Raw genomic sequence first — 26,986 nt, 5'->3', positions numbered from 1 at the left:
TCAGTCCTCCACGCCTTCGCGCCTGCGCAGCACCCGCTTGCGCTCGACGCCATAGGCATAGCCGCCCATCGTCCCGTCGCCGCGCTGGACGCGGTGGCAGGGGATGGCGATCGCGACATTGTTGGCGCCGCATGCCGTCCCCGCTGCGCGCACCGCGCCCGGCCGGCCGACCGCGGCGGCGATCTGCGCATAGCTGCGCGTTTCGCCCGGGGGGATAGCGCGCAGCGCCTGCCAGACCGCTTCCTGAAACGCCGTACCCTGCACGTCGACCGGCAAGTCGGTGTAGCGTCCCGGCGTTTCGACTTCGGCGACAACGCGCGCGGCGAGATCGGCAAGCGCCGCGCCCCCGGGGACGATCTCCGCATTGGGAAAACGCTTCGTCAGCGCCAGCGAATCCTCGTCGAACGAAACGCGGCACAACCCCTTGTCGGTCGCCGCGACGAACAGCCTGCCAAGCGTGGTATCGGCGATCGTCCAACGGATGGTGACTCCCGCTCCACCCCGCTTCCACGCACTCGGCGTCATACCCAGCCGGTCGCCGGCGCTTTCGTAGAAGCGGCTGGGCGCCGAATAGCCGGCTTCGTAGATCGCATCGGTCACACGCGTCTCCTTTTCCAGCGCGTCGTCCATTCGCCGCGCTCGCAACGCGCGGGCATAGGCAGCGGGCGTGACCCCCGTCGCGCGCTTGAACAGGCGATGGAAATGATGGGGCGCATAGCCGACGGCGCGTGCCAGCGCCTCCAGCGACAGTGGTGCTTCGGCATTCTCGATCATCGCAACCGCCCGCGCCACCGCGACGCCGTCCCGCGCGACATCGTCGGGCTTGCAGCGCATGCAGGCGCGAAAGCCCGCCGCCTCCGCCGACCGGACATCGGGAAACAGGCGAACATTCTCGCGCTTCGGCCGGCGCGCCGGGCAGCTTGGCCGACAATATATGCCGGTCGTCGTCACTGCGATGAAGACGCGGCCGTCCCAGCTGCGGTCACGGGCTTCGAAAGCGGCCCAGGCCTGATCGGGATCGAAAGCGATGCTCATGCATCCGCTATAGCGCGGTCGGTCGGTCGGTCCCACCCGCGGCTTGCGATCAAAGCGCAGCGCGAAACACGATTGCGCAAATAAAAGGAGCAGCGACGCCTTCGTTCGTCACTGCTCCCGCCATGTCGACCCCGACGCCCTGCCCGCGCACAGGATCGTGCGAGCGCCGGCGGTCCACGGTTTTCGATGCGTGCTTACTGCAGCATCGCGACACCCGAGACCCGCACATTGTAGCGCGGATCGTCGAAACCCTGGCTGATATCCGCATAGAGCGTCCGCTCGCGAATCCAGGCCGGTGCCTCGGGCAGTTTGCCGATCATCCGCAGCTTGCCCGCCGCGCGCCGATCGAGCCAGTCATTGCCCGACGAGCGCACGACGTTGATGTCGGTCGCCTTTCCGTCGGTGCCGATGCGGAACGACAGTCGCGTCGTACCGTGCAGATGCGGCCCGATCCGGTCCGCATCGAACGCAACGGCATTGTCGAGCTTTGCGCTCACCTTTGCCGCCCAGCGCGCTCCTTCTGGAACATTCTGCTCTCCCGTGTTGCCCCCGAGCACGAGGAGACCCGCGGCGATTGCCATTTTGAAGCTTGCCAACATGTCAGTTCTCCTTTGCTTGGCCGACCGGAAGCTCCCTTTGCGTTCCAAGCCGGTGCCGTCGCTCTAGCAGAACTGTGTTATATGACCAATACACTTCAACGAAATGCGCGCGCTACGCTGCGAACTGCAGCGGTGCGGGTTTGGCGGCGCGAAAGCTAGCGATTCTCGTCGTCTTCGGGACGTCGGAACAACCGGCGCAGACGGCCGCCGCCGATCTCGCCGTTGGGCTTCCCGCCATCCTCCTCCGGCGCGGGCCGCCCCGTACGGTCGACGGCGCGTTGTTCGAGCGAAGCGGCAAGATCGGCAACGATTTCGTCCTGGCCACGAAAGGCGCGCGTGATCTCTTCCTGCGTCAACGGTTCGAGAAACATGCAGCCATGCGCGCGCCCGTCGCGCCAGACGATGCAGGCGAGCCGCGCGCCTGCACCGGAGAGGCCAAGCGACACCAGCGTATCGACCGGCAGCGACAGATCGGCAAGGAAGCGGAAACCGGTCCTCGAAAAATCCTCGACGATGACTTCAAGCGGCCGTCCGTCCCCGGCCCGCAACGTGCTGGCGGCGCCGACATCGAAGCGGATAGCACCGCGTCGATCGACATTTCCCAGAATTTCGACTTTGCCGACAAGCATGGACGCATCCCTCCCCAAAAATGAATTGCCGCGCGCCCGAGAGCCTGAATCGTGGGAGGGAGAGGTTGCCGAAATGCGCAGAAAGATGGTTTCCGCGTCGCCCACTATGTTTGGCGGACATTGACTTTTCGGGCGTTTGCGCCCAGATGGCTTTCCATCGAGGCATCATGCAGCGTGATCGGGCGACATATCGCCACGGCTCTGTCTCGGCTTTTTCTGAGTTACCGGCTTCCCTCAGTCACGCGGGTCGTCTTTTCTGACCCCGCCGCGTACGTCCCTGTCGGGCGTGCGCCGCTGACCCTTTGGGATTTCATGACCGATTTCGCATCGCTCGGCCTTGCCGAGACCACACTCGCCGCGCTTGCCGCCAAGGGCTATAGCCAGGCCACGCCGATCCAGGCACAGGCCATTCCCGCGCTGCTCGAAGGGCAGGACCTGCTGGGCATCGCCCAGACCGGCACCGGCAAAACCGCGGCCTTCATGCTGCCCTCGATCGAGCGGCTGATGGCGTCGGGCAAGCGCCCGCAGCCGCGCGGTTGCCGCATGCTCGTTCTCGCCCCCACCCGCGAACTCGCCGCGCAGATCGCCGAAAGCGCGGGCGGCTATGCCAAGGGTACGCCGCTCAAGGTCGCCACGGTGTTCGGCGGCACTTCGATCAACAAGAACCGTCAGGATCTGGCGCGCGGCGTCGACATTCTGATCGCCACGCCGGGCCGGCTGGTCGACCTGATGGATAATTGCCATTGCGTGCTGGCCAGCCTGGAAATCTTCGTCCTCGACGAAGCCGACCAGATGATGGACCTCGGCTTCATCCACGCGCTGCGCAAGATCGTGCGCGAACTGCCCGCCAAGCGCCAGTCGCTGTTCTTTTCGGCAACGATGCCCAAGACGATCCGCCAGCTTGCCGGCGAATTCCTGCGTCCCGATCCGGTCGAAGTGAAGGTGACGCCCGTCGCAACCACCGCCGAGCGCGTCGACCAGTTCGTCACCTTCGTCAACCAGAAGGAAAAACAGGCGCTACTGACGATGAAGCTGAGCGATCTCGACATCGATCGCGCGATCGTCTTCACCCGTACGAAGCACGGCGCCGACCGCGTCGTCCGTCAACTCGCGGGCAATGGTATCGCCGCCAACGCGATCCACGGCAACAAGAGCCAGCCGCAGCGCGAGCGCGCGCTCGGCCAGTTCCGCTCGGGCGACGTCAAGATCCTGGTCGCGACCGACATCGCCGCGCGCGGCATCGATGTGTCGGGCGTCAGCCATGTCTTCAATTTCGAACTGCCCAACGTGCCCGAACAATATGTGCACCGCATCGGTCGTACCGCGCGCGCGGGCAATGACGGCGTCGCAATCAGCTTCTGCGCACCCGACGAGAAGCCCTATCTGCGCGACATCGAACGGCTGACCCGGCAGAAGGTGATGGCGGACCGCCTGCCCGACGATTTCGTCGCGCGCGCCGAAGCGCTGCGCGCCAGCGCGGTGCCGGTGAAGGAAAGCCGCGACCAGCAGAATGGCCGCCGCGGCCGTGACATGCAGCGCGACGGCAAGCCCGAGGGCAACCGCCGCTCGCGAACCGGCCCCGGCCGTCCGCGCCGCACCGGTGGAATCGACGGCAAACGCTATGACGCGCAGCCTGCCGCAGAGGGCGCCCGCCCGCAGCGCGGTCAGGGCGGACGTCCGCAGCGTACCGAAGAGGGCCGTCCGGCCCGCGCCGAAGGCAATCGCGATCAACCGCGCGGCGACCGCAGACCGCGCGAGGATCGCGCCGCTCAGGGCGAATCGCGCCGTTCGGAAGGCCCGCGCCGCCAGGATGGTGAGCGTCGCCGCAACGGCAACCCGGACGGCGGCCGTCCGCAGGGCCAGCGCAATGGCGCCGGTCGCGGCGGTCCGCGGCGTGGCTCGGGCGGCGGCAACCGCCCGCAGCGCAACGGCTGAGGCACCGCCGAAAAGCGGAATGAAAAAGGGCAGGCCGGGTAACCAGCCTGCCCTTTTCCGTTCAGCCCGACTTGACCCCCGCTCCGCTTCGGCCGACGCTCGTGCCATTCACCGCTGGGGGAGGCAATCAGCGTGAACCAGGCTCTCACATTCGCGTCGATCGTGCTCGGCGTCTCGGTCGCGTTCGAGCTAGAAAATCTCAATCGACTGATCCGCCACAAGGGCGTCAGATGGCATTGGGCGCAGCCGCTTTTCGCGCTGTTCGTGCTGCTGCTCATCATGTTCTACTGGTGGTCGATCGCCGACCGCCCCGAAGGCAGAATTTCGCTCGGCGCGTTCCTGCCGATCATGTGGAGCCTCGTCACGCTGGCGCTGCTGTCGGCGGCCGCGCTGCCCGACAAGCTCGAAAACGGCATTGATCTGGCGGAATATTACCAGCGCAATCGCTTCTACCTCTGGGGGCTGGTCATCCTAACCGGCCTGCCGATCGAGATTCGCTGGCTATACACCGTCGCGACGAACAGCTCCGACATCGTCAGCTTCTTCCTGCGCGCCGGCGGCGATCTGGTGGCTTTCGCCGCGATGATCGCGATGATGTTCGTCCGGCGTTGGTGGCTGGTCGCGCTCGGCTTCGCGATCAATGCGATCGGCCCGATCGCCTGGCTTTCGCGCACGATCTGACAGTCGGCAGGACCGATGAGCCGTCAGTCGGTTTCGACGACGCGGATCGTTTCGGCGACGGCTTTCACGATCGGCTTGAGCGACGCCGGATTCTGATTTTCGTCCGCATATCTGTAGATAGTGAACATGCGCGATCCGGTGGCGGTCATGCACCCCGCATTGCTGAGCGTGTAATCCTTCCCCGCACCGACGAACCGCAGTTTGCCGGTCAGATAGGCGCAGCGATCGTCGATCCCCGAAGGCTCGATTGTGCCCGTGACAGAGGCTTCCTGGTTGGCGACTTCGGTGATGTCCGCGCTCACTTCCTCGCCAACCGACTGGAGCGAGGCAAGAAAGGCCGGGTCCTGAAATGTCTGCTCCATCATCGGAAGCAGCTGCGCGCGCGTGATCGGCACCATCACCACCGTCCGCGGCACCTTGATCAGGAAATACTCGGTCGAATCCGCGCTGTTGTTGTCGCAAGGATAGAATGTCTGCAAGGTGAGGTTCTGCTTGTCGACCGCGGCCATCAGGCTGGCACTGTTCGCCGCGGTGCCGGTGGGCAGGCAATAGCCAGCAGGCAGCGGCATTTCATATTGGACCGAGCCGATATTGAAACGCACCATTTCCGAAGCATCCTGCGCCGCGGCAACGCCGGGAAGTGCCACCAGCAATCCGGCAAGCAGCAGGCCCGAACGACATTTAGATCGAATCATCACACTCCCCTTTCTGTCCGCGCCTTCCGATATCTCGAATCATGCGAAGGCACGCCGCCCCTTCGGCGCGCGCTTCCGGTTTGGCACCGCTCCGGCGCATTGTCACGCCACCATACCCGCTTGTTCGCGCGCCGGACCTATGCGCTCCGAAGCGCTCGCCGCGCACATCGCCGCCACGGCGATGGCCTGCGGCTTGCATCCCCCGTCACCCGATGCTAGCAGCCCGCCAACCCATCGGGGGCGCCTTTGCCGCCCCCTTTTCGTATGGGGCCAACACCTGCTCCAAAGGGATACCAATCGCGTGGAGACATCCGGCGGTAATATTGGCAGCGACAACATCGCGAGCAGCATCCGGGCGAGCCTTTCGGGCCGTTACGCGACTGCGCTGTTCGAACTCGCTGTCGAAGGCAACCAGATCGAGGCTGTGGGAACCAGTCTCGGAACGCTGCGCGCTGCCATCGACGAATCGGACGAATTCCGGCGGCTGATCGAAAGCCCGCTCGTCTCGCGCGGCGAAGCCGCCGCGGCGATGGCCGCGGTCGCGGAAAAGCTCGGTATCGATCCGGTGACTTCGCGTTTCATGGGCGTGCTGGCGGAAAACCGCCGCCTGTCGCAGCTTCCGGCGATCATTCGCGATTTCCGCAGCCTGGCCGCCGCGCACCGTGGCGAGGCAACCGCCGAAGTCGCCTCCGCCCATCCGCTGACCGACGATCAGATCGCCGCGCTGAAGGATCAGCTCGCGGCGCGCGTCGGCAAGAAGATCTCGCTCGATCTCTCGGTCGATCCCGCGCTGCTCGGTGGCTTGCGCGTAAAGATCGGCAGCCAGATGATCGACAGCACCATCCGCACCCGTTTGAACTCCCTCGCGCACGCGATGAAAGGCTAAGGCTATAAAGATGGATATCCGCGCCGCAGAAATTTCGAAGGTCATCAAGGACCAGATCGCCAGCTTCGGCAGCGAAGCGCAGGTAAGCGAAACCGGCGAAGTGCTGTCGGTCGGCGACGGCATCGCCCGCGTCTATGGCCTCGACAACGTCCAGGCGGGCGAAATGGTCGAGTTCGCCAACGGCGTGCAGGGCATGGCGCTCAACCTGGAAGCCGACAATGTCGGCATCGTGATCTTCGGCTCGGACGCCGAGATCAAGGAAGGCGACACCGTCAAGCGCACCGGCACGATCGTGGACGTCCCCGTCGGCAAGGGTCTGCTCGGCCGTGTCGTCGACGGCCTCGGCAATCCGATCGACGGCAAGGGCCCGATCGAGTTCACCGAGCGCAAGCGCGTCGAAACCAAGGCGCCGGGCATCATCCCGCGCAAATCGGTGCACGAACCCGTCCAGACCGGCCTGAAGGCGATCGACGCGCTCGTTCCCGTCGGCCGTGGCCAGCGCGAGCTGATCATCGGCGACCGTCAGACCGGCAAGACCGCCGTCGCGATCGACACCTTCATCAATCAGAAGCAGGTCAACGCAGGCGACGACGAAAGCAAGAAGCTCTACTGCATCTACGTCGCGGTCGGCCAGAAGCGCTCGACGGTCGCGCAGATCGTGAAGCAGCTCGAGGAAAACGGCGCGATGGATTATTCCATCGTCGTTGCCGCCACGGCATCCGAACCAGCTCCGCTCCAGTATCTGGCGCCCTATACCGGCTGCACGATGGGCGAGTTCTTCCGCGACAACGGCATGCATGCCGTCATCGTCTATGACGACCTTTCCAAGCAGGCCGTCGCCTATCGCCAGATGTCGCTGCTGCTGCGCCGCCCGCCGGGCCGTGAAGCTTTCCCGGGCGACGTCTTCTATCTCCACAGCCGCCTTCTGGAACGCGCTGCGAAGATGAACGAGGAAAACGGCGCGGGCTCGCTGACGGCGCTGCCGATCATCGAAACCCAGGCCGGCGACGTTTCGGCCTACATCCCGACCAACGTGATTTCGATCACCGACGGCCAGATCTTCCTTGAAACCGACCTGTTCTTCTCGGGCATCCGCCCGGCGATCAACGTCGGTCTGTCGGTCAGCCGCGTCGGCGGTTCGGCGCAGACCAAGGCGATGAAGAAGGTGTCGGGCTCGATCAAGCTCGAGCTGGCCCAGTATCGCGAAATGGCTGCCTTTGCGCAGTTTGGCTCGGATCTCGATGCCTCGACTCAGAAGCTGCTCAACCGCGGTGCGCGCCTGACCGAGCTGCTCAAGCAGCCGCAGTTCAGCCCGATGCCGTTCGAGGAGCAGGTCGTTTCGATCTATGCCGGCACCAATGGCTATATCGACAATGTTCCGGTGGAGGACGTGACGCGCTACGAAGCCGCGATGCTCGCCGAAATGCGCTCGAAGCATGCCGATGTCCTTAACGACATTCGCGAGAGCAAGGCGCTGAACGACGGCACGGTCGAAAAGATGAAGGCTGCGCTCGCCGAATTCGGCAAGACGTTCGCGTAAAAACCGAAACCCCGTTGGCCCTGAGCTTGTCGAAGGGCCGTTCTTCTTCTCTCGGGCGAGGCGAAGGAAGAAAGACGGGGCTTCGACAAGCTCAGCCCCAACGGGGATAGTGGATAGAAAATGGCCAGTCTCAAGGCGCTGAAAACCCGCATCGGCTCGGTGAAGTCGACGCAGAAGATCACGAAGGCGATGAAGATGGTCGCCGCCGCGAAGCTGCGCCGTGCGCAGGACGCGGCAGAGGCCGGTCGCCCCTATGCGCAGCGGCTCGAGCAAGTGATGCAGAGCCTCGCCAAGCGCGTGATCATGGCCGAGACCTCCTCGCCGCTGATGGCGGGTACGGGCGAGGACAAGGTGCACCTGTTCGTCGTCTGCACGTCGGACAAGGGGCTGGCCGGTGCGTTCAACACCAACATCGCCCGCCTCGCCCGTCGCCGCGCACAGGAACTGATCGCGCAGGGCAAGACGGTGAAATTCTACACCATCGGCCGCAAGGGCCGTGCGGTGCTGCGCCGCCTCTATCCGAACGATCAGGCGCATGCGATCGAACCGGGCGATCTCGGCAAGCTGACCTTCAACGATGCGCGCGAATATGCCGACGATCTGATCGGCCGGTTCAAGGATGGCGAATTCGACGTCGCGCATCTCTTCTATTCGACCTTCAAGTCGGTGCTGAGCCAGGAGCCGACCGAGCAGCAGCTCATTCCGGTTCCGGTCCATACCCGCGATCCCGAAGGCGTGCCCGCCACCGGCCCCGGCGCCGTGGTGGAATATGAGCCCGACGAGGAGAAGATTCTCGAAGACCTGCTGCCGCGCAACATCGCGGTGCAGATCTATCGCGCTATGCGCGAGAATGCCGCTTCCGAGCAGGGTTCGAAAATGACCGCGATGGACAACGCCACGCGCAATGCGGGCGACCTGATCAAGCGGCTCAACATCGAATATAACCGCACGCGTCAGGCGGCGATCACCACCGAACTGGTCGAAATCATCTCGGGGGCCGAAGCGCTGTGATCTCCCGCGCCGTCCTGCCTGCGCTGATCGCGCTCGCGCTCGCCGGATGCGGCGGCGGGAGCGACGGCAATGCGGTCGACGTCTCGACATTGAACGAGCAGCAGCGCGCCGCACTCGAGCGCCGCGCGCCCGATCCCGAAAAGGTGATGGCCGAACGCTGGATGTCGATGTTCGATTCGCCCGACGCGGTGCTGTCGGCGGCGGCGGACATGGGCTATGAACCGCGTCCCTATGCCGAGGGCATGGAAAGCTTCAGCACGGGCTACAGCCCCGAGCAGACGCTTCCCGAAGGCGACAGCCCGGTGCAGGTCATCACGGCGTTCCGCGCCGTCGGTGTCAGCGCCGAACATATTACCGACATTGCCTTCACTTTCACGCTGAAGGGCGATTTCGATGCGCCCAAGGCGAAGGAAGCGCTGGCGATCCCGCGCCGCATCATCGGTGGGTTTCTCGGCCGGTTCGAAGTCGGGCCGGGTGACGAGATCGCGACTGCGCTGCGCAACTTGACTTCGGCGGAGACGACGCAGCATGGCGTCGTGCTGAATGTCGATGCGGTTCCGGGCGAGGACGACACCGAGAAACGCCTGATCGTTACCATTTCCCGAGCTACGGCTCCCACTGATTGAGAATTCAACCGTAAGGAACGCAAGATGGCTACCGCCGCTGAAATGACCACTCCCGCTTCCGGGACCGCCAATGTCGGCCGCATCGCCCAGGTGATCGGCGCCGTCGTCGACGTGTCCTTCGAGGGCACGCTGCCCGCGATTCTCTCGGCGCTCGAAACCGATAACAACGGTACGCGCCTCGTGCTCGAAGTCGCCCAGCATCTCGGTGAGAACACCGTGCGCTGCATCGCGATGGACGGCACCGACGGCCTCACCCGCGGCCAGCCGGTGACCGACACCGGCAACCAGATCCAGGTGCCGGTGGGCCCCAAGACGCTTGGCCGCATCATGAACGTGGTCGGTGAGCCGATCGACGAGCGCGGCGAAATCGGTTCGGACCAGTTCGCTCCGATCCACGCCCAGGCGCCCGAATTCATCGAACAGTCGACCGACGCCAGCATCCTGGTCACCGGCATCAAGGTGATCGACTTGCTCGCCCCTTATGCGAAGGGCGGCAAGATCGGCCTGTTCGGCGGCGCGGGCGTGGGCAAGACCGTGCTCATCCAGGAACTCATCAACAACATCGCGAAGGGCCATGGCGGTACGTCGGTCTTCGCGGGCGTCGGTGAACGTACGCGTGAAGGCAACGATCTCTATCACGAATTTCTCGACGCGAACGTCATCGCCAAGGACGCCGACGGCAACGCGATCAGCGAAGGTTCGAAGGTGGCGCTGGTCTATGGCCAGATGAACGAGCCGCCGGGCGCGCGTGCCCGCGTCGCGCTTTCGGGTCTGACGATGGCCGAATATTTCCGCGATCAGGAAGGGCAGGACGTGCTCTTCTTCGTCGACAACATCTTCCGCTTCACTCAGGCAGGCGCAGAAGTGTCGGCGCTGCTCGGCCGTATTCCTTCGGCCGTGGGCTATCAGCCGACCCTGTCGACCGACATGGGCGCGCTGCAGGAGCGCATTACGTCGACCAACAAGGGCTCGATCACTTCGGTGCAGGCCGTGTACGTCCCCGCGGACGACCTTACCGACCCTGCCCCGGCAACTTCGTTCGCCCACCTCGACGCGACGACGGTGCTTAACCGCGCGATTTCGGAGCTCGGCATCTATCCGGCGGTCGATCCGCTCGATTCGACCAGCCGTGTTCTCGAACCGCGTGTCGTCGGTCAGGAGCATTACGAAACGGCCCGCGCCGTCCAGTCGATCCTGCAGAAGTACAAGTCGCTTCAGGACATCATCGCGATCCTGGGCATGGACGAGCTTTCGGAAGAAGATAAGCTCACCGTCGCCCGCGCCCGCAAGATCCAGCGCTTCCTTTCGCAGCCGTTCCACGTCGCCGAGGTGTTCACCAACATCCCGGGCAAGTTCGTGCAGCTGGAAGACACGGTGAAGTCGTTCAAGGCCGTCGTCGACGGCGAATACGACCATCTGCCCGAAGCGGCCTTCTACATGGTCGGCGGCATCGACGAAGCCGTCGCCAAGGCCGCCAAGATGGCCGAAGACGCGTAACGCACCTTCTCCCCTCCCGCTTGCGGGAGGGGTCGGGGGAGGGTCTGTATGGGCGGCCCTCCACTTCCGAAGTTGCTCGATAACACGCCCTCCCCCTACCCCTCCCGCAAGCGGGAGGGGGGAGATTTGAAATGCTGCACTTCGAACTCGTCACGCCCGAAAAGCTCGTTCGCTCGGAAGAAGTCCATATGGTCGTCGTTCCCGGCGTCGACGGCGATTTCGGCGTGCTCGAAGGCCATGCGCCGTTCATGTCGACGATCCGCGACGGCAGCATCGCCGTGTACAGGACCGATAAGGGCGAGCCCGAAACGCTCACCATTCGCGGCGGCTTTGCCGAAGTGAACGAAAAGGGCCTGACGGTCCTCGCCGAAGAGATCGACTGATCCGCGGCGCAGGCAATGGTTACTCGCCTGTAATCACTTTCTTCAGTACTGACACGCTATCGGCGGGCCATGAGGTCCGCCGAATTGTTTTCTGCTCTGTCACGACCGCGCGGCGCAACGCGGCCGCATCTGCCGGCATCGGGCCTGCTGGCGGCGCTGCTGCTGCTGATCGGGACCAGCCAGATCCTTCTCTGGCGCTTTCTCGATCTGATGCCGCTCTGGGGCTGCCTCGCGGCGCTTGGCGCGCTGGTTGCGATGGCCGCCTTGTTCCGCCGCGACGCGCGGCTTGCCGACGTGACGATCGCGCCGCGCACACTTGCGACCGGCTTCGCCGTGGCACTGCTCGTGCTGGTGCTCGGCGGCGAAGGGCGGTTCTTCTATGCCCATGCCGACTGGCAAGTGCGCGGAGCGGTACTGCGCGATCTCGCCGCCACTCCCTGGCCCTTCGCCTATGATTCGGCCGACGGACCGATGCTGCTGCGCGCGCCGCTCGGCATGTATCTGGTTCCCGGTGCGGTCGGGCAGATCTTCGGCACGCGCGCGGCGGAACTGGCGTTGCTCTTTCAGAATGCAGCGCTGCTCGGCCTGGTCCTTGCGCTGGGCGCCAGCCTGTTCACCACGCCCCGTGCCAGGGCAATCGCTTTGCTCGTCGTCATCGGGTTCAGCGGGCTCGACCTGATCGGGCAGCTGTTGGCGGGGCAGCCGCTCAGCTACACCTCGGATCGCTGGAACGTCGCGATCTTCCTCGCTCCGGTGACACAGGTCTTCACCGGACCGCAGCACGCCCTCGCCGCCTGGACGGGCGCTCTGCTCTATTTGTTCTGGCGAACCGAAAAATGCCGGCTGGCGACCTTTCTCATGCCGCTTCCGCTGCTCGCGCTCTGGTCGCCGCTGACGGTGATGGGATTGCTGCCCTTCGCCGCGCATGCGGGAATAGAAACGCTGCGGCGGCGCGAACTGCGGCTTGCCGATATCGCCGCCCCCGCCGCGACCACGCTGATCGCGCTGCCGGGCCTCCTCTACCTCGCCGCCGCGAGCGACACGGTGGGCATGGGCGAAGCCTCGCTTACACTCTCGCAATATCTCGCCTTCGAAGCGCTCGAGGTCGGCCCCTGGCTGCTTGCGCTCGTGATGATCGGGCGGCACGGCCGGTTCGGCGGAGTCACGCTTGCGATAACCGCCGGCGTGCTGCTGATCTTCCCGTTGATCCAGGTCGGCGTATCGAGCGATTTCGTTATGCGCGCATCCCCGCCCGCGCTCGCGATTTTGTCCGTCGCCGTAGCCGATGCGCTGAACGCCCCCGTCGAAACGGGCCGGCGGCTGTGGAAAGGCGTGCTGATCGGCGCGCTCCTGATCGGACTTGCCACTCCCGCGTTCGAAATCGCGCGCGCGCTGCGCTATCCACCCCAGCCCGAGAGCCTGTGCAACTATATGGCGGTCGTCCCGGGCGGCTTTGCCACTTATGTCGCGCCGCTCGCGCGCGTCCCCGATGCCATCGCGCCGCGGGAGCCTGCGATCATCGCGCAGTCGCACCCCGATCGCTGCTGGTCGGGCCCCTGGCCAAACCCGCTCGCGGCGCAGTACGCGGCCGAGGATCGGCAAAGATCAACGGACGATTAGCTAATTGTAAAAACTTGGCATCTACCCATTCGCATACCGGCAAATTTCCGGCTGAAGCAGGGCATTGAATGAGCGCTTTCGGACGACGCAGCGGATTGGGAGGCAGCGGCTCGGGTCGTGGAGGCTTCGGCGTCGCGCGTCCGATGCAGGGCGGCGGTCCGTCGCGCCCGGCCCACGAACCGGGTGGGGAGCAATTTCCATCGGTAAACAGCGTTCCGCTGCCCGGCGCCGATCAGCCCGAGACTCCGACTTCCCCCGAATCCGCGCCCTCGCAGGCGAGCAGCGATGCGATGCAGCGGCTGGCCGATCGCCAGGCGGGACCGGGCGAACAGGGCAGTTCGCGTTCGGAAGGCTTCGAAGCCTCGATCCACCGGATCAAGGAACAGGTGCTGCCGCGGCTGCTCGAACGCGTAGATCCCGAAGCCGCCGCGACTCTGAGCAAGGACGAGCTTGCCGAGGAATTCCGCCCGATCATCGGCGAAGTGCTGGCCGAACTCAAACTGACGCTCAATCGCCGCGAACAATTCGCGCTCGAGAAGGTGCTCGTCGACGAACTGCTCGGCCTCGGTCCGCTTGAGGAACTGCTCGCCGATTCGGCGATCAGCGACATCATGGTCAACGGCCCCGAACAGACCTATGTCGAGCGAAAGGGCAAGCTCGAACTCGCCAACATCCAGTTTCGCGACGAGGAGCATCTGTTCCAGATCGCGCAGCGCATCTGCAATTCGGTCGGCCGCCGCGTCGACCAGACCACGCCGCTCGCCGACGCCCGCCTAAAGGACGGTTCGCGTGTCAACGTGATCGTCCCGCCACTGTCGCTTCGCGGCACCGCCATCTCGATTCGTAAATTCTCGGCCAAGCCGATCACGCTCGACATGATGGCGCAGGGCGGATCGATGAGCCAGAAAATGGCGACGATGCTCAAGATCGCCGGCGCCTGCCGCTTCAACATCGTCATTTCGGGCGGCACCGGTTCGGGTAAGACGACGATGCTCAACGCCCTGTCGAAGCTGATCGACCCGGGCGAGCGCGTGCTGACGATCGAGGACGCGGCCGAACTCCGGCTGCAGCAGCCGCACTGGCTGCCGCTCGAAACGCGCCCCGCGAACCTCGAGGGCCAGGGCGAAATCACCATCCGCGATCTCGTCAAGAACGCGCTGCGTATGCGCCCGGATCGCATCATCCTCGGCGAAATTCGTGGCAGCGAGTGTTTCGATCTGCTCGCCGCGATGAACACCGGCCATGACGGCTCGATGGCCACGCTTCACTCCAACTCCCCGCGCGAATGCCTGGCGCGTATGGAGAACATGGTGATGATGTCGGACATCAAGGTGCCCAAGGAAGCAATTTCGCGGCAGATCGCCGATTCGGTGGATCTGATCATCCAGGTGAAGCGCCTGCGCGACGGCAGCCGCCGCGTCACCAACGTCACTGAAGTCATCGGCATGGAAGGCCCCGTCATCGTGACGCAGGAGCTGTTCAAGTTCGAATATCTCGACGAAAGCGCCGATGGGAAGATTATCGGCGAATATCGCTCGATGGGCCTGCGCCCCTATACGCTCGACAAGGCCAAGCAGTTCGGCTTCGATCAGGCCCTGCTCGAAGCCTGTCTGTAGGATTCCGCGCGATTCCTGTGCGCTGCTGCCTTGCCCTGCTGCTGTGCCTGATCCCCTTTGCACCGCTCACCGCAGCCCCGCAGGAAATCCGCCTGGCGCCTGACAGCGAAGCGCAATGGGTGGCGTTCGAGCTGACCGAGCATAATCAGATCCGCTTCACCATGCATTTCGCCGGTCGCGCGGTATCCGCGCTGCTCGATACGGGATTGAGCGATTCGCTCGTTTCCGAAAGTCTCGCGGACCAAGCGGGGCTGCGGGGGGCGGTGGCGGCGCGCGCGACCGCGATCGGCGGCGACATATCGCTGTACTGGGCTGCCAGCCCGGACCTGCGGATCGGCGGCCTCACCCGCAGCGGCGGACGGATCGGCATCGCCCCGCTCGACGGGCCCGGGGGCGGCAGCGACCTGCTGATCGGCAGCGACATCCTTTCCTGCTGTGCGCTCGACATCGACTATGACGCGCGCCGATTTCGCATCCTGCCCAGCGGACGGCTGCCCTTTCGCGGCGAAAGCGCGACGCTGCGTCTCGCACCGGCAAGCCGCAGCTACATGACCCGCGGACGGCTCGGCGACACGCCGTTGCGTCCGCTGATCGTCGATACCGGCGACGGCGCGGCAATCACGCTCGCGCGCCCGATCTGGGAAGCGAGCCGCTACGCGCCGCTGGCCATGACCAGCACCATCGCCTTCGGCCTGGGCGGCGCGATCGAGACCGATGTCGCCATCGTCCCCGAAATCGAAATTGCCGATGTGACGGCGCGCGCAGTCGAAGTGCGAGTCGAGGATGCACGGGGCTTTTCAATGCGCGTCGGCGCGGCGGGTCGGGTCGGCTCGGGCTTTCTGCTCGGCTATCGCGTGCTGCTCGATCCAAAGGCCGGCCGGATGGTGCTTGCTTCCGGGACACGGGCCGGAGCACCGCCGATACGCTCGACCAGCGGGCTGCTGCTTGCCTATCGGGACGGGGAACTGCGCGTGCTGCACGTCATGCGCCACTCGCCCGCGGCACGCGCCGGCTGGAGCGTCGGCGAACGCATCTGCGCGGCCGACGGCATCGCAGTGCGCGACGGCGTTTCGGCGCAGGGGCTTGTCGGCTGGACAGTCGGCTTGCCCGGCCGAACGGTACGGATCACGATGTGCGACGGCAGCGAACGGGTGCTCGAACTGCGCGAATTCTACTAGCGCGCGCCTAAAACAGGTCGAGCGCCAGACCGCCGAGGATCACCGCGACCATCAGCGCCACGAACTGGATCGACGTCCAGGGAATCAGTCCCACCCGATCCGGGTCCCTGCGCCGCTGCCTGCGATGATCGGCGACGCCGCTGAAAATCGCCAGCAATATTGCTGCAACGGCTCCGGTCCACAGGCGTTCTTGCATCGCGACGATTCGACTCACAAATAGCGGTGGTCACCCGCGGGGAAACTTCATGCGCCAGATAATGATTGCAGCAGCCATTGCCACCACCGCCGTTGCGGTCGCCTCCGTGGCGACCGGAGCTCCGGCCACGCAGCGCGACTCGATCCGGGCCGCCGTCGAAGCACCGACGCGCACGCCGGACCGCATCGCGCGCGACCGCTATCGCCATCCTGTCGAAACGCTCAATTTCTTCGGAGTCGGTGCCGATGACACAGTTGTCGAGATATGGCCCGGCGGCGGCTGGTATACTGAAATCCTAGCGCCCTATCTGTCCGAACAGGGGCAGCTCTGGGTCACTGCGCCGGGCGATCGCGGGTTCAGCGGCATCCACAGCCTGCAGGAAACGCATCCCGAAACCTATGGCAGCCTGCAAACCGCCATCTTCCCGGCCGGGGAAGGCGATGCGCGGGTGCCGGACGGGAGCGCCGATGTCGTGCTGACGTTCCGCAACGTGCATAACTGGCGCATGGGCTATCAGCGGGACGGCGCCGATTATTCGCCCGAGGCCTTTGCCCAGATGTTCGCGATGCTGCGGCCCGGCGGGATGCTGGGCGTGGTCGATCATCGTCTGCCCGAAGATGCCGACGCCGCGCGCGAGGAATCGAGCGGCTATATCAAGGTATCGACGGTCCGGGCGCTCGCCGAAGGGGCGGGATTCGAATATGTCGGCGCGTCGGAAGTAAACGCCAATCCGGCCGACAGCGCGGATTGGGAACGCGGCGTCTGGACGCTGCCGCCGACGCTCGCCAAAGGCGACGCGGATCGCCAACGCTATCTGGCGATCGGCGAGAGCGACCGGATGACACTGAAGTTCCGTAAGCCGGATTGAGACCGGCGGGGCGTCGCACGCGCCCCGTTCCCCGCAGAACTATTTGCCGAGTTTTTCGACCTTGTCCTGAAGCCGGGTCAGCTCCGAACGCAGTGCCGCGATCTCATCATCCTTGGCAGCGGCCGATTCGTCGGTCGCCCCGTGGGCTGCGGCGCCCGGCTGCGTCGCATCCGGCTTGAACGCGGCAGTCGCCGCTTCGAACATCGCCATATTCTGCTTGGCGAGTTCGGCGAAGGGCGAATTGGCGAAGGCGCCTTCGACAGCGGTCTTGAACTGCTGCTGATTGCGGCGGAAGCTTTCCATCGACGCTTCGAGATAGCCGGGCACCAGCGCCTGCATGCTGTCGCCGTAAAGCGCGATCAGCTGACGCAGGAAACTGACCGGCAGCAGGGTCTGTCCCCGCGCTTCCTCTTCCATGATGATCTGGGTCAGGACATTATGAGTAATGTCGTCCTCGGATTTCGCGTCGATCACCTTGAAGTCGCGTCCCTCGCGCGTCATCGCGGCGAGGTGTTCGAGAGTGATATAGGACGAAGTCTCGGTGTTGTAGAGGCGCCGATTAGCATATTTCTTGATGATGACCGGGCCGTTGGTTTCGCCACTCTTCTTCATGGAGCACCCTCTCACTTGTCTGATTCTCCTGTAACACCGGATGATGCAACGCAACAAGTGCCGCGGCCCCTGCCTCTGTTTTTGGCCATGCTGCGCAGCGAAACCGCAACATCGCCCGAGCGCCGCGCACGCGCGCTGGCTGGCCTGCGTGCCTATCAACAGGCACGCCGCGCCGCGCCGCGCCCCGAAACGCCCGTTTTCGCGCGCGCGGGTCGCGCGGTGCTGCGCGACTATGGCGGCTGGGGACGGCCGCTGGTCGTCGTTCCTTCGCTGATCAACCCGCCCTGGGTGCTCGATCTGGCGCGCGGCAATTCGCTGATGCGCTGGCTCGCGCGGCAGGGCGTGCGACCGATGCTGGTCGACTGGGGCAGTCCCACGCCCGAGGAGCGCGATCAGGACATCACGGCGCATGTCGAGCAGATGCTGCTGCCGCTGATCCGTGCGCTGCCCCGCCCGCCATTGCTTGCGGGCTATTGCCTCGGCGGGACGATGGCGATGGCGGCGGCGAGCGCGACCCAGGTGGCCGGGCTGGCAATGATCGCCGCGCCCTGGCGGTTCGCCGGCTATGGCGACGCGCTCGCGACGATGGACCCGATCTGGCAACAGGCGCATCCAAGCTGCGAGGCACTCGGCCTCGTCCCGATCGAAGTACTTCAGGCCGGCTTCTGGCAGCTCGATCCCGGCCGCACTGTGGCCAAATATGAACGGTTCTCGGCGCTGCCGCGCGGCAGCGCGGAGGCAAATGCCTTCGTTGCGCTCGAGGATTGGGCGAACAAGGGCGCCCCCCTCACCTATGCCGTGGGGCGACAGCTTTTCGACGATTTCCTCAGCGCCGATCTGCCCGGCAGCGGTCGCTGGCGGATCGAAGCTACGTCCGCCGGCCCCGAGGCGCTGTCCTGCCCCGCCGTCGAATTCGTCTCGGCGAACGATCGTATCGTGCCGGCCGCCACGGCGGCAGGCCTCGCCGATTCGCGCATCCTTTCCGCGGGGCATGTCGGCATGATCACCGGCGGACGCGGGCGTCAGCAGCTCTGGGAGCCGCTTGCCGACTGGCTAAGGGCGCATCGCGAACCTAGATAGGCGCGACAAAAAACAGACCATCCATCCGCAGGAGCCATCATGCCAGATATCGTCATCGCCGCCGCAAAACGCACGCCGGTCGGCAGCTTCCTCGGCGCGTTCGCGAACACGCCCGCGCACGAACTGGGCCGCGTCGCGATCGAAGCCGCACTTGCCCAGGCGGGCGTTGCAGGCGAGGAAGTGTCCGAAGTCATTCTCGGCCAGGTGCTCACCGCCGCGCAGGGCCAGAACCCCGCGCGCCAGGCGTCCATCGCCGCTGGCGTGCCGAAAGAAATCCCCGCCTGGGGCGTCAATCAGGTCTGCGGATCCGGGCTGCGCTCGGTGGCGCTCGCATGGCAGGCAGTGGCGACGGGCGACGCGAAGATCGTCGTCGCGGGCGGCCAGGAGAATATGTCGATGAGCCCGCATGCGCAGCTGCTGCGCCCGGGCATCAAGATGGGCGATGCCACGCTGATCGACACGATGATCAAGGACGGCCTGACCGATGTTTTCAACGGCTATCATATGGGCGTCACGGCCGAGAATCTCGCCGAACAGTGCCAGGTCAGCCGCGCGGATCAGGACGCCTTCGCCGTCCGCTCGCAAAATCTCGCCGAAAAGGCGCGCGCCGAAGGCAGGTTCAAGGATGAGATCGTCCCGGTGACCGTAAAGGGTCGCAAGAGCGACACGATCGTCTCCGACGACGAATATATCCGCGCCGGCGCGACCGTCGAAGGCCTGTCGGGCCTGCGCCCCGCCTTCAAGAAGGACGGCACGGTAACGGCCGGCAATGCCAGCGGCATCAACGACGGCGCCGCCGCGCTTGTCATCATGACCGCCGATGAAGCCGCCCGGCGCGGCATCACCCCGCTCGCGCGCATCGCCAGCTGGGCGAGCGCGGGCGTCGACCCGTCCATCATGGGCATCGGCCCGGTCCCCGCCACCAAGCGCGCGCTGGAGAAGGCAGGCTGGTCGATCGGCGATCTCGACCTGATCGAAGCGAACGAGGCGTTCGCCGCGCAGGCGCTGTCGGTCGGCAAGGAACTCGGCTGGGACGCGGACAAGGTAAACGTCAACGGCGGCGCGATCGCGATCGGCCACCCGATCGGCGCAAGCGGCGCGCGCGTACTGATCACGCTGCTCTACGAAATGCAGAAGCGCGACGCGAAAAAGGGCCTCGCCACGCTGTGCATCGGCGGCGGCATGGGCATCACCATGTGCGTCGAGCGGTAAGCTGATTGCCTGCCCGGGTCGCGGAAGAAGCTACTTCCAGACCCGGGCGAACCGCTGGCCCAGCCCCGTCAGCAGCTCATATTGCGAAAGGCCACTTAGCGCCGCCGTTTCGGGCAGCGCATAATCGATGCCGATCCAGTCGCCTTCGGCCAGTTCCGGCGCGGCATCGACACCGACGGCGAGCAGGTCCATCGAAACGCGCCCCAGCACCGGCAGCGCCCGGTCGCCCGAATGCGCGCGGCCCTTCCCAGAAAAGCTGCGCAGATAACCGTCGGCATAGCCGATGTTCAGGATCGCCACCTGCGTATCGGCGGGCGCCGTCCAGGTGGCGTTGTAGCCGACCGTTTCGCCGGTGGGCACGCGCCGACGCTGCAATATCTGCGCTTGCGGAAAGACGACTTGCCGGATGCGTTCGGCATGGGCGGCGCATTGCGCCCCGCCATAGAGCGCGATGCCGGGTCGGGTGAGATCGAAATGATAGTCCGCCCCCAGCGCGATGCCCGCCGAATTGGCCAGGCTCAGCCGCCGCGCGGACGTGCGCCCCGCCAGTCCGGCGAACGCGTCGCGCTGGCGCGCATTCATCGGCACGCTCTCGTCGGCACAGGCCAAATGGCTCATCAGCGTGTCGATCGTCAGCCCGTCGAGCAGGCCCGCAATGATATCGTCGGCGGATACGCCGAGCCGGTTCATGCCGGTATCGACCATCACGTCGCACGCCCCGCCGCCCGCGTCGCGCCAGCGCGCCACCTGCGCCGCGCTGGCCAGCACCGGCCGCGCCGGCGAAGCGAGTGCGAACGCCATGTCCTCGTCGCGCACACCGTGCAGCACCGCCAGCGACGCCGGTTCCAGATCGGCAAGCGCCGCCGCTTCGGCCCAGGTCGCGACGAAGAAGTCGCGGCACCCCGCCTGCGCCAGCCGCCGCACCACGTCGCGCGCGCCCAGGCCATAGCCATCGGCCTTCACCGCCGCGCCGCACGCGGCATCGCCGCTCATCGCGGCGAGCGCGCGCCAGTTATGGACCAATGCATCCCCGTCGAGGGACAGGCGGAGCGGAGCAGCAGGGCGTGTCACCGCCCAGCCCCTATTGCGCCCTTGCGCGCCGGACAAGCCGCCGTCTGCCGTTTGCGCGAATGCCGCGTTCAGGGCGCGATCCCGTATCGCGCATAGTCCGCCTCGATGCCGGGAGCGAGGAAACGTGCCCGCTCCAGGTCGGAACGGCTGCCCTCGCTGTCGCCCAGCCGCTTGCGAATGATGCCGCGCATGAACAGGCTGTTGGGCAGGCCAGGCGCCATTTCCAGCGCGGCATCGAAATCGGCGAGCGCCTTTTCGAGTTCGCCCATGCGGAAATAGACCATCGCCCGGCTGTCGATGATCGCCCAGGGGCTTTCCGCCAGTTCGATCGCGCGCTGGCAATCGGCGAGCGCCGATTCGAGCTGCGCGTCGCGCGTCCCCTTCAGCCAGCAACGGGCATTGAGCAGCTGCGCGTCGTTGGGTCGTTCGGCCACTTCGGCATCCATCAGCGCGATCGCCTCATCGACGCGCCCCGCATCGGCGAGCACGTCGGCCTTGGCCTCGACAAACATGCCGCGATTGCTGTCGCCCAGCGCGATCTGTTCCTCGGCCAGCGCCAGCGCTTCCTCGCTATTGCCGGTGCGCGACAGCAAGCGGATGACCGACTGCACCGCGGGCAGCATCGACGGATCGAGCAGCATCGCCTCGCGCGCATCCTCCAGCGCGGAATCATAGTCGCCCGTAAGCTGATACACGCTGGACCGGAGCAAATAGGTGGCCGCGCTCGGCACGACATCCAGCGCCGCGGTGTAATCCTGCAACGCCGCGTCGAAATTGAACGTGCTCCGGTGATAATAGGCGCTTGCCAGATAGCCGGAGGCATTGCCGTCGTCCGGCTTGTTCGAAAGCTCGAAAAAGGCCTCTTCGAGCGGGTCGAGCAGACCCGCCTCGCGCGCGGCGATCACTTCGTCGGCATAGGCCGGCAGATCGGCGGGCGCGATCAGGCGAAGCGCCTGCGCCTTGATCCGCGCCACGTCCCGCCGCGTCGCGGGAATGTCTGCCGCGGCCACTTCGCCGAGCCCGGTCACCTCGCGATCGTCGACGGTCACGACAGCGCCGGTCTGCGTCACCGAGCGCGTGAATGCGCGCCCGGCAAGCGTCGCGGGCAATTCGCGCGCGCCTTCAATCGTGAAATCGCCTTCGGGCAGGCGATAGCGCGTCACTACGCGCTCGTCGGAATATTCGCCGGCCATCACGGGGATATCCCGCCATTCGCGCCGAGCGCGATTCGGTGTGAAGGTAAGGTCCGGCAGCGTGGGATCGATGGCCAGCTTGTGCCGCCCGTTCTCTTCATCCCAGTTGGCCCAGTAAATGCCGCGCGACTGTACCGTGGCGGTACCCGTTTCCTCCGAAATGCTGATCTCGCCATCGAGATAATAGTAATTCTGGCCCAGCAAATCGCTGAAGATCGACTTGATGAAGCCTTCAATCTGTTCGGGCGAGGCAGTGGCGCTGGCCGTACGCAGCATGTCGACCAGGTCGCCGCGGATCTCGGTGCTGATGCTGTACAGCGACGGCAGGCGGATACCGGCGCGCGAATCGATTTCCAGCTGCGTCACCGTATCGGGCTGCGCATGCGGACGCCGCGCGATTTCCTCCAGCGACGCGCCGGCTTCCACCATCGGCAAGGCATGCCGCGACTGCGGCCGATTGCCGATATCCGCGAGCGTGGCGCCCGAACGGGTCCCGTCGAGCCAGTAAGTCTCGCCGTCGATATCCGCGCGCACCAGCACATGATCGAACGCCCCGGCCATCGGCAACCGCTGCGGCACGAAGGCATCTGCGGTGAGGCTCATCATCGCGGGATCGGCTTCGATGCCCAGCTCATGCAGGATCGCAAGCAGCAGCAGCGTCTTGGCCTTGCAATCGCCATAGCGGCGTTCCCAGGTTTCCGCCGGCGTCTGCGGCACATAATTGCCGCCGTTCATCCCCTGAAACAGATAGCGGATCTCGCTTTGCACCAGCATCAGCGCCCGCGCCGCCCGCTCGCGCGGGTCGCTGGTCGCCGACGCGATTTTCGCGACTTCCTGCGCGAGCGGGCTGCCCGGAGCAATCAGCCCCTCGGTGCGGTAGAGCGGAGTCATCGCCGCCGACACGTCGCGCCAGCCGTCAAAGCTCGAAATCTCCACAAGCGGCAGCTCCCGGTAGCGCGCAGGCGCGTCACCGGGCAGATCGGGCTCCTCGGGGGCCGGCAGCGCGATATGGACTTCATGGTATCCGCCGCTGTCGCTTTCGGTGACGTCGAGTCCCTCGACATGCGATTTCCAGTGCACGTCCTGCCCTGTGGGCCAGAGCAACCGGATGCGCCCGAAACCGACTTTCATCGGCGAACGCATCACCGGCGCCAGCGACTGGACATTGCCGCCCAGCGCATCGTCCGCCTGCGTCACCGAATAGGTGAAGCGCAATATGTCGCCGACACGCAGACCCTCGACCGCAAGCGTCGCGGTGAGCGTTCCGGTGATGAAGGCCTGTTCGAGCTGCTGTTCGCGCTGCAGCACGGAGAATTCGGCTTCCCCGGCCAGGACATCGATTGTTTCGCCATCGCGCAGGATCGCGACGCGATGGATGATGATGTCGCCCTTTTCGGGCTGCCATGTCAGATTGATCGTGCCGAATTCCGTCGCCATCTGCGTCGATGTGATCCGCAGGGCAGTGTCGGCATAGGACCAGAGCCTGTCGCCATCGATCCGTTGCTGCTGATCGAGAATGACATAGGGGCTGGACGCAGTCGCCGCATCTTCCGGTACGCTGGCCGTATCGACCCAGTCCGGCGCGGGCGCATATTTGGGCGTGTCGTCGGCGCGCGCGACTCCCGCCATGCAGACAAGGGCAAAAGCCGCGATCAACGCCCGGAACATCAAGGAACTCCCCAGAATAGCCATTCGAGGCTAGCTTGCACCTGCCAATACGCAAGGTTTGCATGCGTCCCGTACCAAGAATTTTCGCCCGGGCGTTCGGGATATCGCAAATTTCCGAGAACATGTCGGCAAGGCAATGAAATATGGCGGGATTCCACCCGGCCCCTCACCGCTGTTCATCGGAGAGCAAGGTCCGCGCGATAGCCTGCCAGTTCGTGCGGATGCCTGTACGGCACAAAGGGGGAAATATGCACGCGAGCCGATCCTTGCTGGCACTTTCGGCACTGGTCCTGTGCATGTCGTTTATGGTCCCGGAATCCCGGGCGCAGGACAGTGACGCGACTTCGGAATCCGAGGAAATACGCGTGCTGGGCCTCCCGGCGGGCGATCCGCCGGTCGATATCGAGAATGGCGACGGCAGGCGGGCCCGGGTTTCGCGAAGCGTTGCGGGCGACGCGCAGCGTTTCGTCCGGTGCCTGCGCAGAGTCGATACCGCCACCTTGCGCGAAATGATGCGGGCGCTGCCCGAAAGCCGCCCGCGGGCAATTGCGCTCGACCGGATCATCCGGCGCAACACCGGATGCGTTTCCGGGTTGCCGACGCAGCTGATGGCCAGCCCGCCCTATTACGGCGTGTGCAACCCGGTCTATTACGGCGACCTGCCGCACGAGAAGGTGTGCCACGCCTTTTACGATTTCGGAGCATTGGTGGAGGAGATCCTCGAAACCTATGCCGGCGATCTGGTGCTGACCTCGGTTGATACGCGCAACCGGCATGTCGCGGCGCGCTTCCTCGCGCGGCAGAGCGAACGCAATGCCTCGCGCTCGGGAACCGGGCGCGAGTTCTTCGATGTCGCCGCGTGCCTCGTCCAGCTCCACCCGGAGCGGGCGCTCCAGCTCATCCGCGCGGAACCGGGGTCCGACACCGAGGCACGATTACGAGGCTATCTGCTCGGCTATTCGGAAGGCTGTCTGGGCAGGGCGACCGAAGTGCGCGTCGATCCCAGCCAGTTCCGCGTCTATATCGCCGAAGCGGTCCACGAATGGGCACTGGCGGCAATGAATGTCGAAACGCTCATCCCCGAAGAGGACGACTGAGCCCGCACGCCGTCACCCCGCGTGAAAATAGTCATGGATGCTCTGCGCCATCGCCTTGCTGACGCCGGGCGCGCGCCGGAGATCGTCGAGGCTCGCCGCACGAACCGCCTTGGCCGTGCCGAAATGCATCAGCAGCGCCTTCTTTCGCGCCGGGCCGATGCCGGGAATATCGTCCAGCGGCGACTTGGCGATTGCCTTGGTCCGCTTGTCGCGATGCGCGCCGATGACGAAGCGGTGCACTTCATCGCGTAGCCGCTGGAGATAGAACAGCACCGGCGCATTTACCGGCAGCGTCAGTTCACGCCCGTCGGGCATATGGAATATCTCGCGCCCCTCGCGACCATGATGCGGCCCCTTGGCGACGCCGACCACCGGCACGTCCTCGATCCCCAGATCCTCGAGCACGCCCAGCACGGCATTCAACTGCCCGCGGCCGCCATCGACCAGCACCAGATCAGGCCAGTCTCCCTTTTCGCGATCGGGGTCCTCGGCCTGCGCGCGGCTGAAGCGGCGCTCGAACACTTCGCGCATCATCGCGAAATCGTCGTCGGTGCTCGCTTTCTTGATATTGAACTTGCGATACTGCCCTTTGCGGAACCCCTCCGGCCCGGCGACGATCATCGCGCCGAGGGCGTTGGTCCCCTGAATATGGCTGTTGTCATAGACTTCGATCCGGTCGGGCGGCTCGGGCAATTCGAACAGGTCGGCGACCTCGCGCAGCAGTTTCGCCTGCGTCGTGCTTTCGGCGAGCCGCCGGTCCAGCGCCTCGACCGCATTGCGGCTCGCCTGTTCGATCAGCCGACGCCGCGATCCGCGCTGCGGCTGGCTGATCGCCACCTTGAACCCGGCGCGCTCGCCCAGCGCCTCGGCGAGCAACGCGCCTTCGGGCAAATCGCGGTCGAGCAGCACCGATTTGGGCGGCGGTACTTCCTCGTAAAACTGCATCAGGAACTGGCTGAGCACTTCGTCTTCGGGCACGTCGGCGGTGTGCGCGGGGAAGAAGCTGCGATGCCCCCAATTCTGCCCGCCGCGGATGAAGAAGGCCTGGATGCCGATCGTCCCTTCCTTGGCCGCCATCGCGAAGATATCGGCATCGCCCACGCCCTCGGCATTGATCGCCTGCGATCCCTGGATGAAGGTCAGCGCCTTCAATCGGTCGCGCAAAATCGCCGCGAGCTCGAAATCGAGCGCGTCCGACGCGGCCTGCATCTGCTGGCCGAGCTTTTCCTGCACCTTGGTCGATTTGCCTGCGAGGAAATCCTTCGCATCGCCCACCAGTTCGGCATAGCCCGCCTGATCGATCCGCCCAACGCACGGCGCCGAGCAGCGGCGGATTTGATAGAGCAGGCACGGCCGGTCACGCGTGTTGAAGAAACCGTCGGTGCAGCTGCGCAGCAGGAACAGCTTCTGCAGCGCGTTGAGCGTCTTGCGCACCTGCCCCGCCCCGGCGAACGGCCCGTAATAATTGCCCTTGATCCGCCGCGCGCCGCGATGAAGCTGGATCCGCGCATAGTCATGGTCCTGCCGGATCAGGATGAAGGGAAAGCTTTTGTCGTCGCGCAACAAGACGTTGTAGGGCGGGCGATATCGCTTGATCAGCTGCGCCTCGAGCAACAGCGCCTCGGCCTCGCTGTTGGTCGTGACGATCGTCATCGATCGCGTCTGCGCCACCATCCGCTGCAACCGCTTCGACAGGCGGCTTACCTGCGTGTAGTTGTTCACCCGGTTTTTGAGCGCGCGCGCCTTGCCCACGTACAGCACGTCGCCGCGCGCATCCTGCATGCGATAGACGCCCGGCCGCGCGGGCAGCGTTTTCAGGACGTTGCGGATCGCCGCCACGCCCGTCTCCAGATCGGGCTTGTCGCTGCCGCGCACCGTATAGGTCGCGGCCTTTTCGTTGAAACGGTCGGGAGAATTGGGGTCGGACATCGGACCGCCGATTTAGGCACGGCGCGTGCAATACGCCACCGGCTTTGCGTGCGATGGGCCTCTCCGGCACAAATGCCGGCACATCGCCCCGCTGAAATCTCCCGCCCAATCCCGACTCGAATTCCCGCC

The 26,986-nt window shown here is 65.3% G+C and carries 24 protein-coding genes; 15 read left to right on the top strand and 9 right to left on the bottom strand.

The genetic code is table 11. The annotated features are described in order from the left end of the window. From ada to G5C33_RS05275, 3 genes are all read right to left on the bottom strand, one after another. The gene (ada, locus tag G5C33_RS05285) at positions 1-1,035 is read right to left on the bottom strand and encodes a bifunctional DNA-binding transcriptional regulator/O6-methylguanine-DNA methyltransferase Ada (protein ID WP_165326263.1); all 1,035 of its coding nucleotides are present in this window, start codon (positions 1,033-1,035) and stop codon (positions 1-3) included. 194 nt (positions 1,036-1,229) lie between these two features. Beyond that, positions 1,230-1,634, bottom strand: coding sequence for an energy transducer TonB (locus G5C33_RS05280; protein ID WP_165326262.1), 405 nt, complete (start codon positions 1,632-1,634; stop codon positions 1,230-1,232). Positions 1,635-1,789: 155 nt separating this feature from the next. Beyond that, positions 1,790-2,263 carry a PilZ domain-containing protein gene (locus tag G5C33_RS05275; RefSeq protein ID WP_165326261.1) on the bottom strand — a complete coding sequence of 158 codons (474 nt, stop codon included), beginning with the start codon at positions 2,261-2,263 and terminating at the stop codon, positions 1,790-1,792. Between the two features lie 312 nt (positions 2,264-2,575). Between G5C33_RS05275 and G5C33_RS05270 the strand changes: the two genes are divergently transcribed. Both G5C33_RS05270 and G5C33_RS05265 read left to right on the top strand, forming a co-directional pair. After that, positions 2,576-4,198, top strand: a complete 1,623-nt coding sequence (locus G5C33_RS05270; RefSeq protein ID WP_165326260.1) for a DEAD/DEAH box helicase — start codon at positions 2,576-2,578, stop codon at positions 4,196-4,198. A gap of 132 nt (positions 4,199-4,330) precedes the next feature. Further along, on the top strand, positions 4,331-4,879 hold the full coding sequence (locus G5C33_RS05265) for a hypothetical protein (RefSeq protein ID WP_165326259.1): 549 nt from the start codon (positions 4,331-4,333) through the stop codon (positions 4,877-4,879). A 23-nt stretch (positions 4,880-4,902) separates the two neighbouring features. On the opposite strand, the gene G5C33_RS05260 is transcribed toward G5C33_RS05265, so the two are convergent. Then, positions 4,903-5,574, bottom strand: coding sequence for a hypothetical protein (locus G5C33_RS05260; RefSeq protein WP_165326258.1), 672 nt, complete (start codon positions 5,572-5,574; stop codon positions 4,903-4,905). A gap of 301 nt (positions 5,575-5,875) precedes the next feature. Between G5C33_RS05260 and G5C33_RS05255 the strand changes: the two genes are divergently transcribed. From G5C33_RS05255 to G5C33_RS05215, 9 genes are all read left to right on the top strand, one after another. After that, on the top strand, positions 5,876-6,460 hold the full coding sequence (locus G5C33_RS05255) for a F0F1 ATP synthase subunit delta (protein ID WP_407698065.1): 585 nt from the start codon (positions 5,876-5,878) through the stop codon (positions 6,458-6,460). 10 nt (positions 6,461-6,470) lie between these two features. Then, positions 6,471-8,000 (top strand): F0F1 ATP synthase subunit alpha, encoded by a 1,530-nt coding sequence (gene atpA / locus G5C33_RS05250; protein WP_165326257.1) that lies wholly within the window; start codon positions 6,471-6,473, stop codon positions 7,998-8,000. A gap of 120 nt (positions 8,001-8,120) precedes the next feature. Next, positions 8,121-9,011 (top strand): F0F1 ATP synthase subunit gamma, encoded by an 891-nt coding sequence (locus tag G5C33_RS05245; RefSeq protein WP_165326256.1) that lies wholly within the window; start codon positions 8,121-8,123, stop codon positions 9,009-9,011. Continuing rightward, complete coding sequence (locus tag G5C33_RS05240; RefSeq protein WP_165326255.1) at positions 9,008-9,637, top strand: hypothetical protein; 630 nt, start codon at positions 9,008-9,010, stop codon at positions 9,635-9,637. Before G5C33_RS05245 ends, G5C33_RS05240 begins: the two co-directional genes overlap by 4 nt. A gap of 24 nt (positions 9,638-9,661) precedes the next feature. Next, positions 9,662-11,134 (top strand): F0F1 ATP synthase subunit beta, encoded by a 1,473-nt coding sequence (gene atpD, locus G5C33_RS05235; protein WP_165326254.1) that lies wholly within the window; start codon positions 9,662-9,664, stop codon positions 11,132-11,134. A 131-nt stretch (positions 11,135-11,265) separates the two neighbouring features. Further along, positions 11,266-11,517, top strand: coding sequence for an ATP synthase F1 subunit epsilon (locus G5C33_RS05230; protein ID WP_165326253.1), 252 nt, complete (start codon positions 11,266-11,268; stop codon positions 11,515-11,517). A gap of 84 nt (positions 11,518-11,601) precedes the next feature. Next, on the top strand, positions 11,602-13,137 hold the full coding sequence (locus G5C33_RS05225) for a hypothetical protein (protein WP_206518636.1): 1,536 nt from the start codon (positions 11,602-11,604) through the stop codon (positions 13,135-13,137). A gap of 68 nt (positions 13,138-13,205) precedes the next feature. Further along, entirely contained in the window at positions 13,206-14,753 is a 1,548-nt protein-coding gene (locus G5C33_RS05220) for a CpaF family protein (RefSeq protein WP_165326251.1), read from the top strand. A 17-nt stretch (positions 14,754-14,770) separates the two neighbouring features. Next, positions 14,771-15,931 (top strand): retropepsin-like aspartic protease, encoded by a 1,161-nt coding sequence (locus tag G5C33_RS05215; RefSeq protein ID WP_165326250.1) that lies wholly within the window; start codon positions 14,771-14,773, stop codon positions 15,929-15,931. 7 nt (positions 15,932-15,938) lie between these two features. Here the strand turns inward: G5C33_RS05215 and G5C33_RS05210 are convergent, their stop codons facing one another. Next, positions 15,939-16,127, bottom strand: coding sequence for a hypothetical protein (locus G5C33_RS05210; RefSeq protein ID WP_165326249.1), 189 nt, complete (start codon positions 16,125-16,127; stop codon positions 15,939-15,941). Between the two features lie 49 nt (positions 16,128-16,176). On the opposite strand from G5C33_RS05210, the gene G5C33_RS05205 reads away from it, so the two are divergent. Continuing rightward, on the top strand, positions 16,177-16,995 hold the full coding sequence (locus G5C33_RS05205; RefSeq protein ID WP_165326248.1) for a class I SAM-dependent methyltransferase: 819 nt from the start codon (positions 16,177-16,179) through the stop codon (positions 16,993-16,995). A 39-nt stretch (positions 16,996-17,034) separates the two neighbouring features. Here the strand turns inward: G5C33_RS05205 and phaR are convergent, their stop codons facing one another. Next, positions 17,035-17,607 carry a polyhydroxyalkanoate synthesis repressor PhaR gene (gene phaR / locus G5C33_RS05200; RefSeq protein ID WP_165326247.1) on the bottom strand — a complete coding sequence of 191 codons (573 nt, stop codon included), beginning with the start codon at positions 17,605-17,607 and terminating at the stop codon, positions 17,035-17,037. An 87-nt stretch (positions 17,608-17,694) separates the two neighbouring features. Here phaR and G5C33_RS05195 point away from each other — a divergent pair, with 87 nt between their 5' ends. After that, positions 17,695-18,687, top strand: a complete 993-nt coding sequence (locus G5C33_RS05195; protein ID WP_228275195.1) for an alpha/beta fold hydrolase — start codon at positions 17,695-17,697, stop codon at positions 18,685-18,687. A 39-nt stretch (positions 18,688-18,726) separates the two neighbouring features. Beyond that, a complete protein-coding gene (locus tag G5C33_RS05190) occupies positions 18,727-19,899 on the top strand; it encodes an acetyl-CoA C-acetyltransferase (RefSeq protein ID WP_165326246.1) in 1,173 nt (390 codons plus the stop codon). Positions 19,900-19,929: 30 nt separating this feature from the next. Here G5C33_RS05190 and alr read toward each other — a convergent pair whose 3' ends face one another. Further along, positions 19,930-20,970: an alanine racemase gene (gene alr / locus G5C33_RS05185; RefSeq protein WP_165326245.1), complete on the bottom strand. Its 1,041-nt coding sequence runs from the start codon at positions 20,968-20,970 to the stop codon at positions 19,930-19,932. Positions 20,971-21,038: 68 nt separating this feature from the next. Then, positions 21,039-23,831: a DUF3857 domain-containing protein gene (locus G5C33_RS05180; protein ID WP_165326244.1), complete on the bottom strand. Its 2,793-nt coding sequence runs from the start codon at positions 23,829-23,831 to the stop codon at positions 21,039-21,041. Positions 23,832-24,136: 305 nt separating this feature from the next. Here G5C33_RS05180 and G5C33_RS05175 point away from each other — a divergent pair, with 305 nt between their 5' ends. Then, positions 24,137-24,928, top strand: coding sequence for a hypothetical protein (locus G5C33_RS05175; protein WP_165326243.1), 792 nt, complete (start codon positions 24,137-24,139; stop codon positions 24,926-24,928). 12 nt (positions 24,929-24,940) lie between these two features. Here the strand turns inward: G5C33_RS05175 and uvrC are convergent, their stop codons facing one another. Further along, positions 24,941-26,857, bottom strand: a complete 1,917-nt coding sequence (uvrC, locus tag G5C33_RS05170; protein ID WP_165326242.1) for an excinuclease ABC subunit UvrC — start codon at positions 26,855-26,857, stop codon at positions 24,941-24,943. Between the last annotated feature and the right edge of the window lie 129 nt (positions 26,858-26,986).

Origin of the sequence: Sphingosinithalassobacter tenebrarum (genome assembly GCF_011057975.1) — a bacterium.
Classification (GTDB): Bacteria; Pseudomonadota; Alphaproteobacteria; order Sphingomonadales; family Sphingomonadaceae; genus Sphingomonas; species Sphingomonas tenebrarum.
The sequence above is the reverse complement of the archived record's forward strand: the minus strand, read 5'-3'. Positions and strand labels throughout refer to the sequence as shown.

What these genes read in the sequence shown, in the direction of transcription:
- ada (WP_165326263.1), bottom strand. Translation starts at nt 1,035, where the DNA reads ATGAGCATCGCTTTCGATCCCGATCAGGCCTGGGCCGCTTTCGAAGCC.
- G5C33_RS05280 (WP_165326262.1), bottom strand. Translation starts at nt 1,634, where the DNA reads ATGTTGGCAAGCTTCAAAATGGCAATCGCCGCGGGTCTCCTCGTGCTC.
- G5C33_RS05275 (WP_165326261.1), bottom strand. Translation starts at nt 2,263, where the DNA reads ATGCTTGTCGGCAAAGTCGAAATTCTGGGAAATGTCGATCGACGCGGT.
- G5C33_RS05270 (WP_165326260.1), top strand. Translation starts at nt 2,576, where the DNA reads ATGACCGATTTCGCATCGCTCGGCCTTGCCGAGACCACACTCGCCGCG.
- G5C33_RS05260 (WP_165326258.1), bottom strand. Translation starts at nt 5,574, where the DNA reads ATGATTCGATCTAAATGTCGTTCGGGCCTGCTGCTTGCCGGATTGCTG.
- atpA (WP_165326257.1), top strand. Translation starts at nt 6,471, where the DNA reads ATGGATATCCGCGCCGCAGAAATTTCGAAGGTCATCAAGGACCAGATC.
- G5C33_RS05245 (WP_165326256.1), top strand. Translation starts at nt 8,121, where the DNA reads ATGGCCAGTCTCAAGGCGCTGAAAACCCGCATCGGCTCGGTGAAGTCG.
- atpD (WP_165326254.1), top strand. Translation starts at nt 9,662, where the DNA reads ATGGCTACCGCCGCTGAAATGACCACTCCCGCTTCCGGGACCGCCAAT.
- G5C33_RS05230 (WP_165326253.1), top strand. Translation starts at nt 11,266, where the DNA reads ATGCTGCACTTCGAACTCGTCACGCCCGAAAAGCTCGTTCGCTCGGAA.
- G5C33_RS05220 (WP_165326251.1), top strand. Translation starts at nt 13,206, where the DNA reads ATGAGCGCTTTCGGACGACGCAGCGGATTGGGAGGCAGCGGCTCGGGT.
- G5C33_RS05210 (WP_165326249.1), bottom strand. Translation starts at nt 16,127, where the DNA reads ATGCAAGAACGCCTGTGGACCGGAGCCGTTGCAGCAATATTGCTGGCG.
- G5C33_RS05205 (WP_165326248.1), top strand. Translation starts at nt 16,177, where the DNA reads ATGCGCCAGATAATGATTGCAGCAGCCATTGCCACCACCGCCGTTGCG.
- phaR (WP_165326247.1), bottom strand. Translation starts at nt 17,607, where the DNA reads ATGAAGAAGAGTGGCGAAACCAACGGCCCGGTCATCATCAAGAAATAT.
- G5C33_RS05195 (WP_228275195.1), top strand. Translation starts at nt 17,695, where the DNA reads ATGCTGCGCAGCGAAACCGCAACATCGCCCGAGCGCCGCGCACGCGCG.
- G5C33_RS05190 (WP_165326246.1), top strand. Translation starts at nt 18,727, where the DNA reads ATGCCAGATATCGTCATCGCCGCCGCAAAACGCACGCCGGTCGGCAGC.
- G5C33_RS05180 (WP_165326244.1), bottom strand. Translation starts at nt 23,831, where the DNA reads ATGTTCCGGGCGTTGATCGCGGCTTTTGCCCTTGTCTGCATGGCGGGA.
- G5C33_RS05175 (WP_165326243.1), top strand. Translation starts at nt 24,137, where the DNA reads ATGGTCCCGGAATCCCGGGCGCAGGACAGTGACGCGACTTCGGAATCC.
- uvrC (WP_165326242.1), bottom strand. Translation starts at nt 26,857, where the DNA reads ATGTCCGACCCCAATTCTCCCGACCGTTTCAACGAAAAGGCCGCGACC.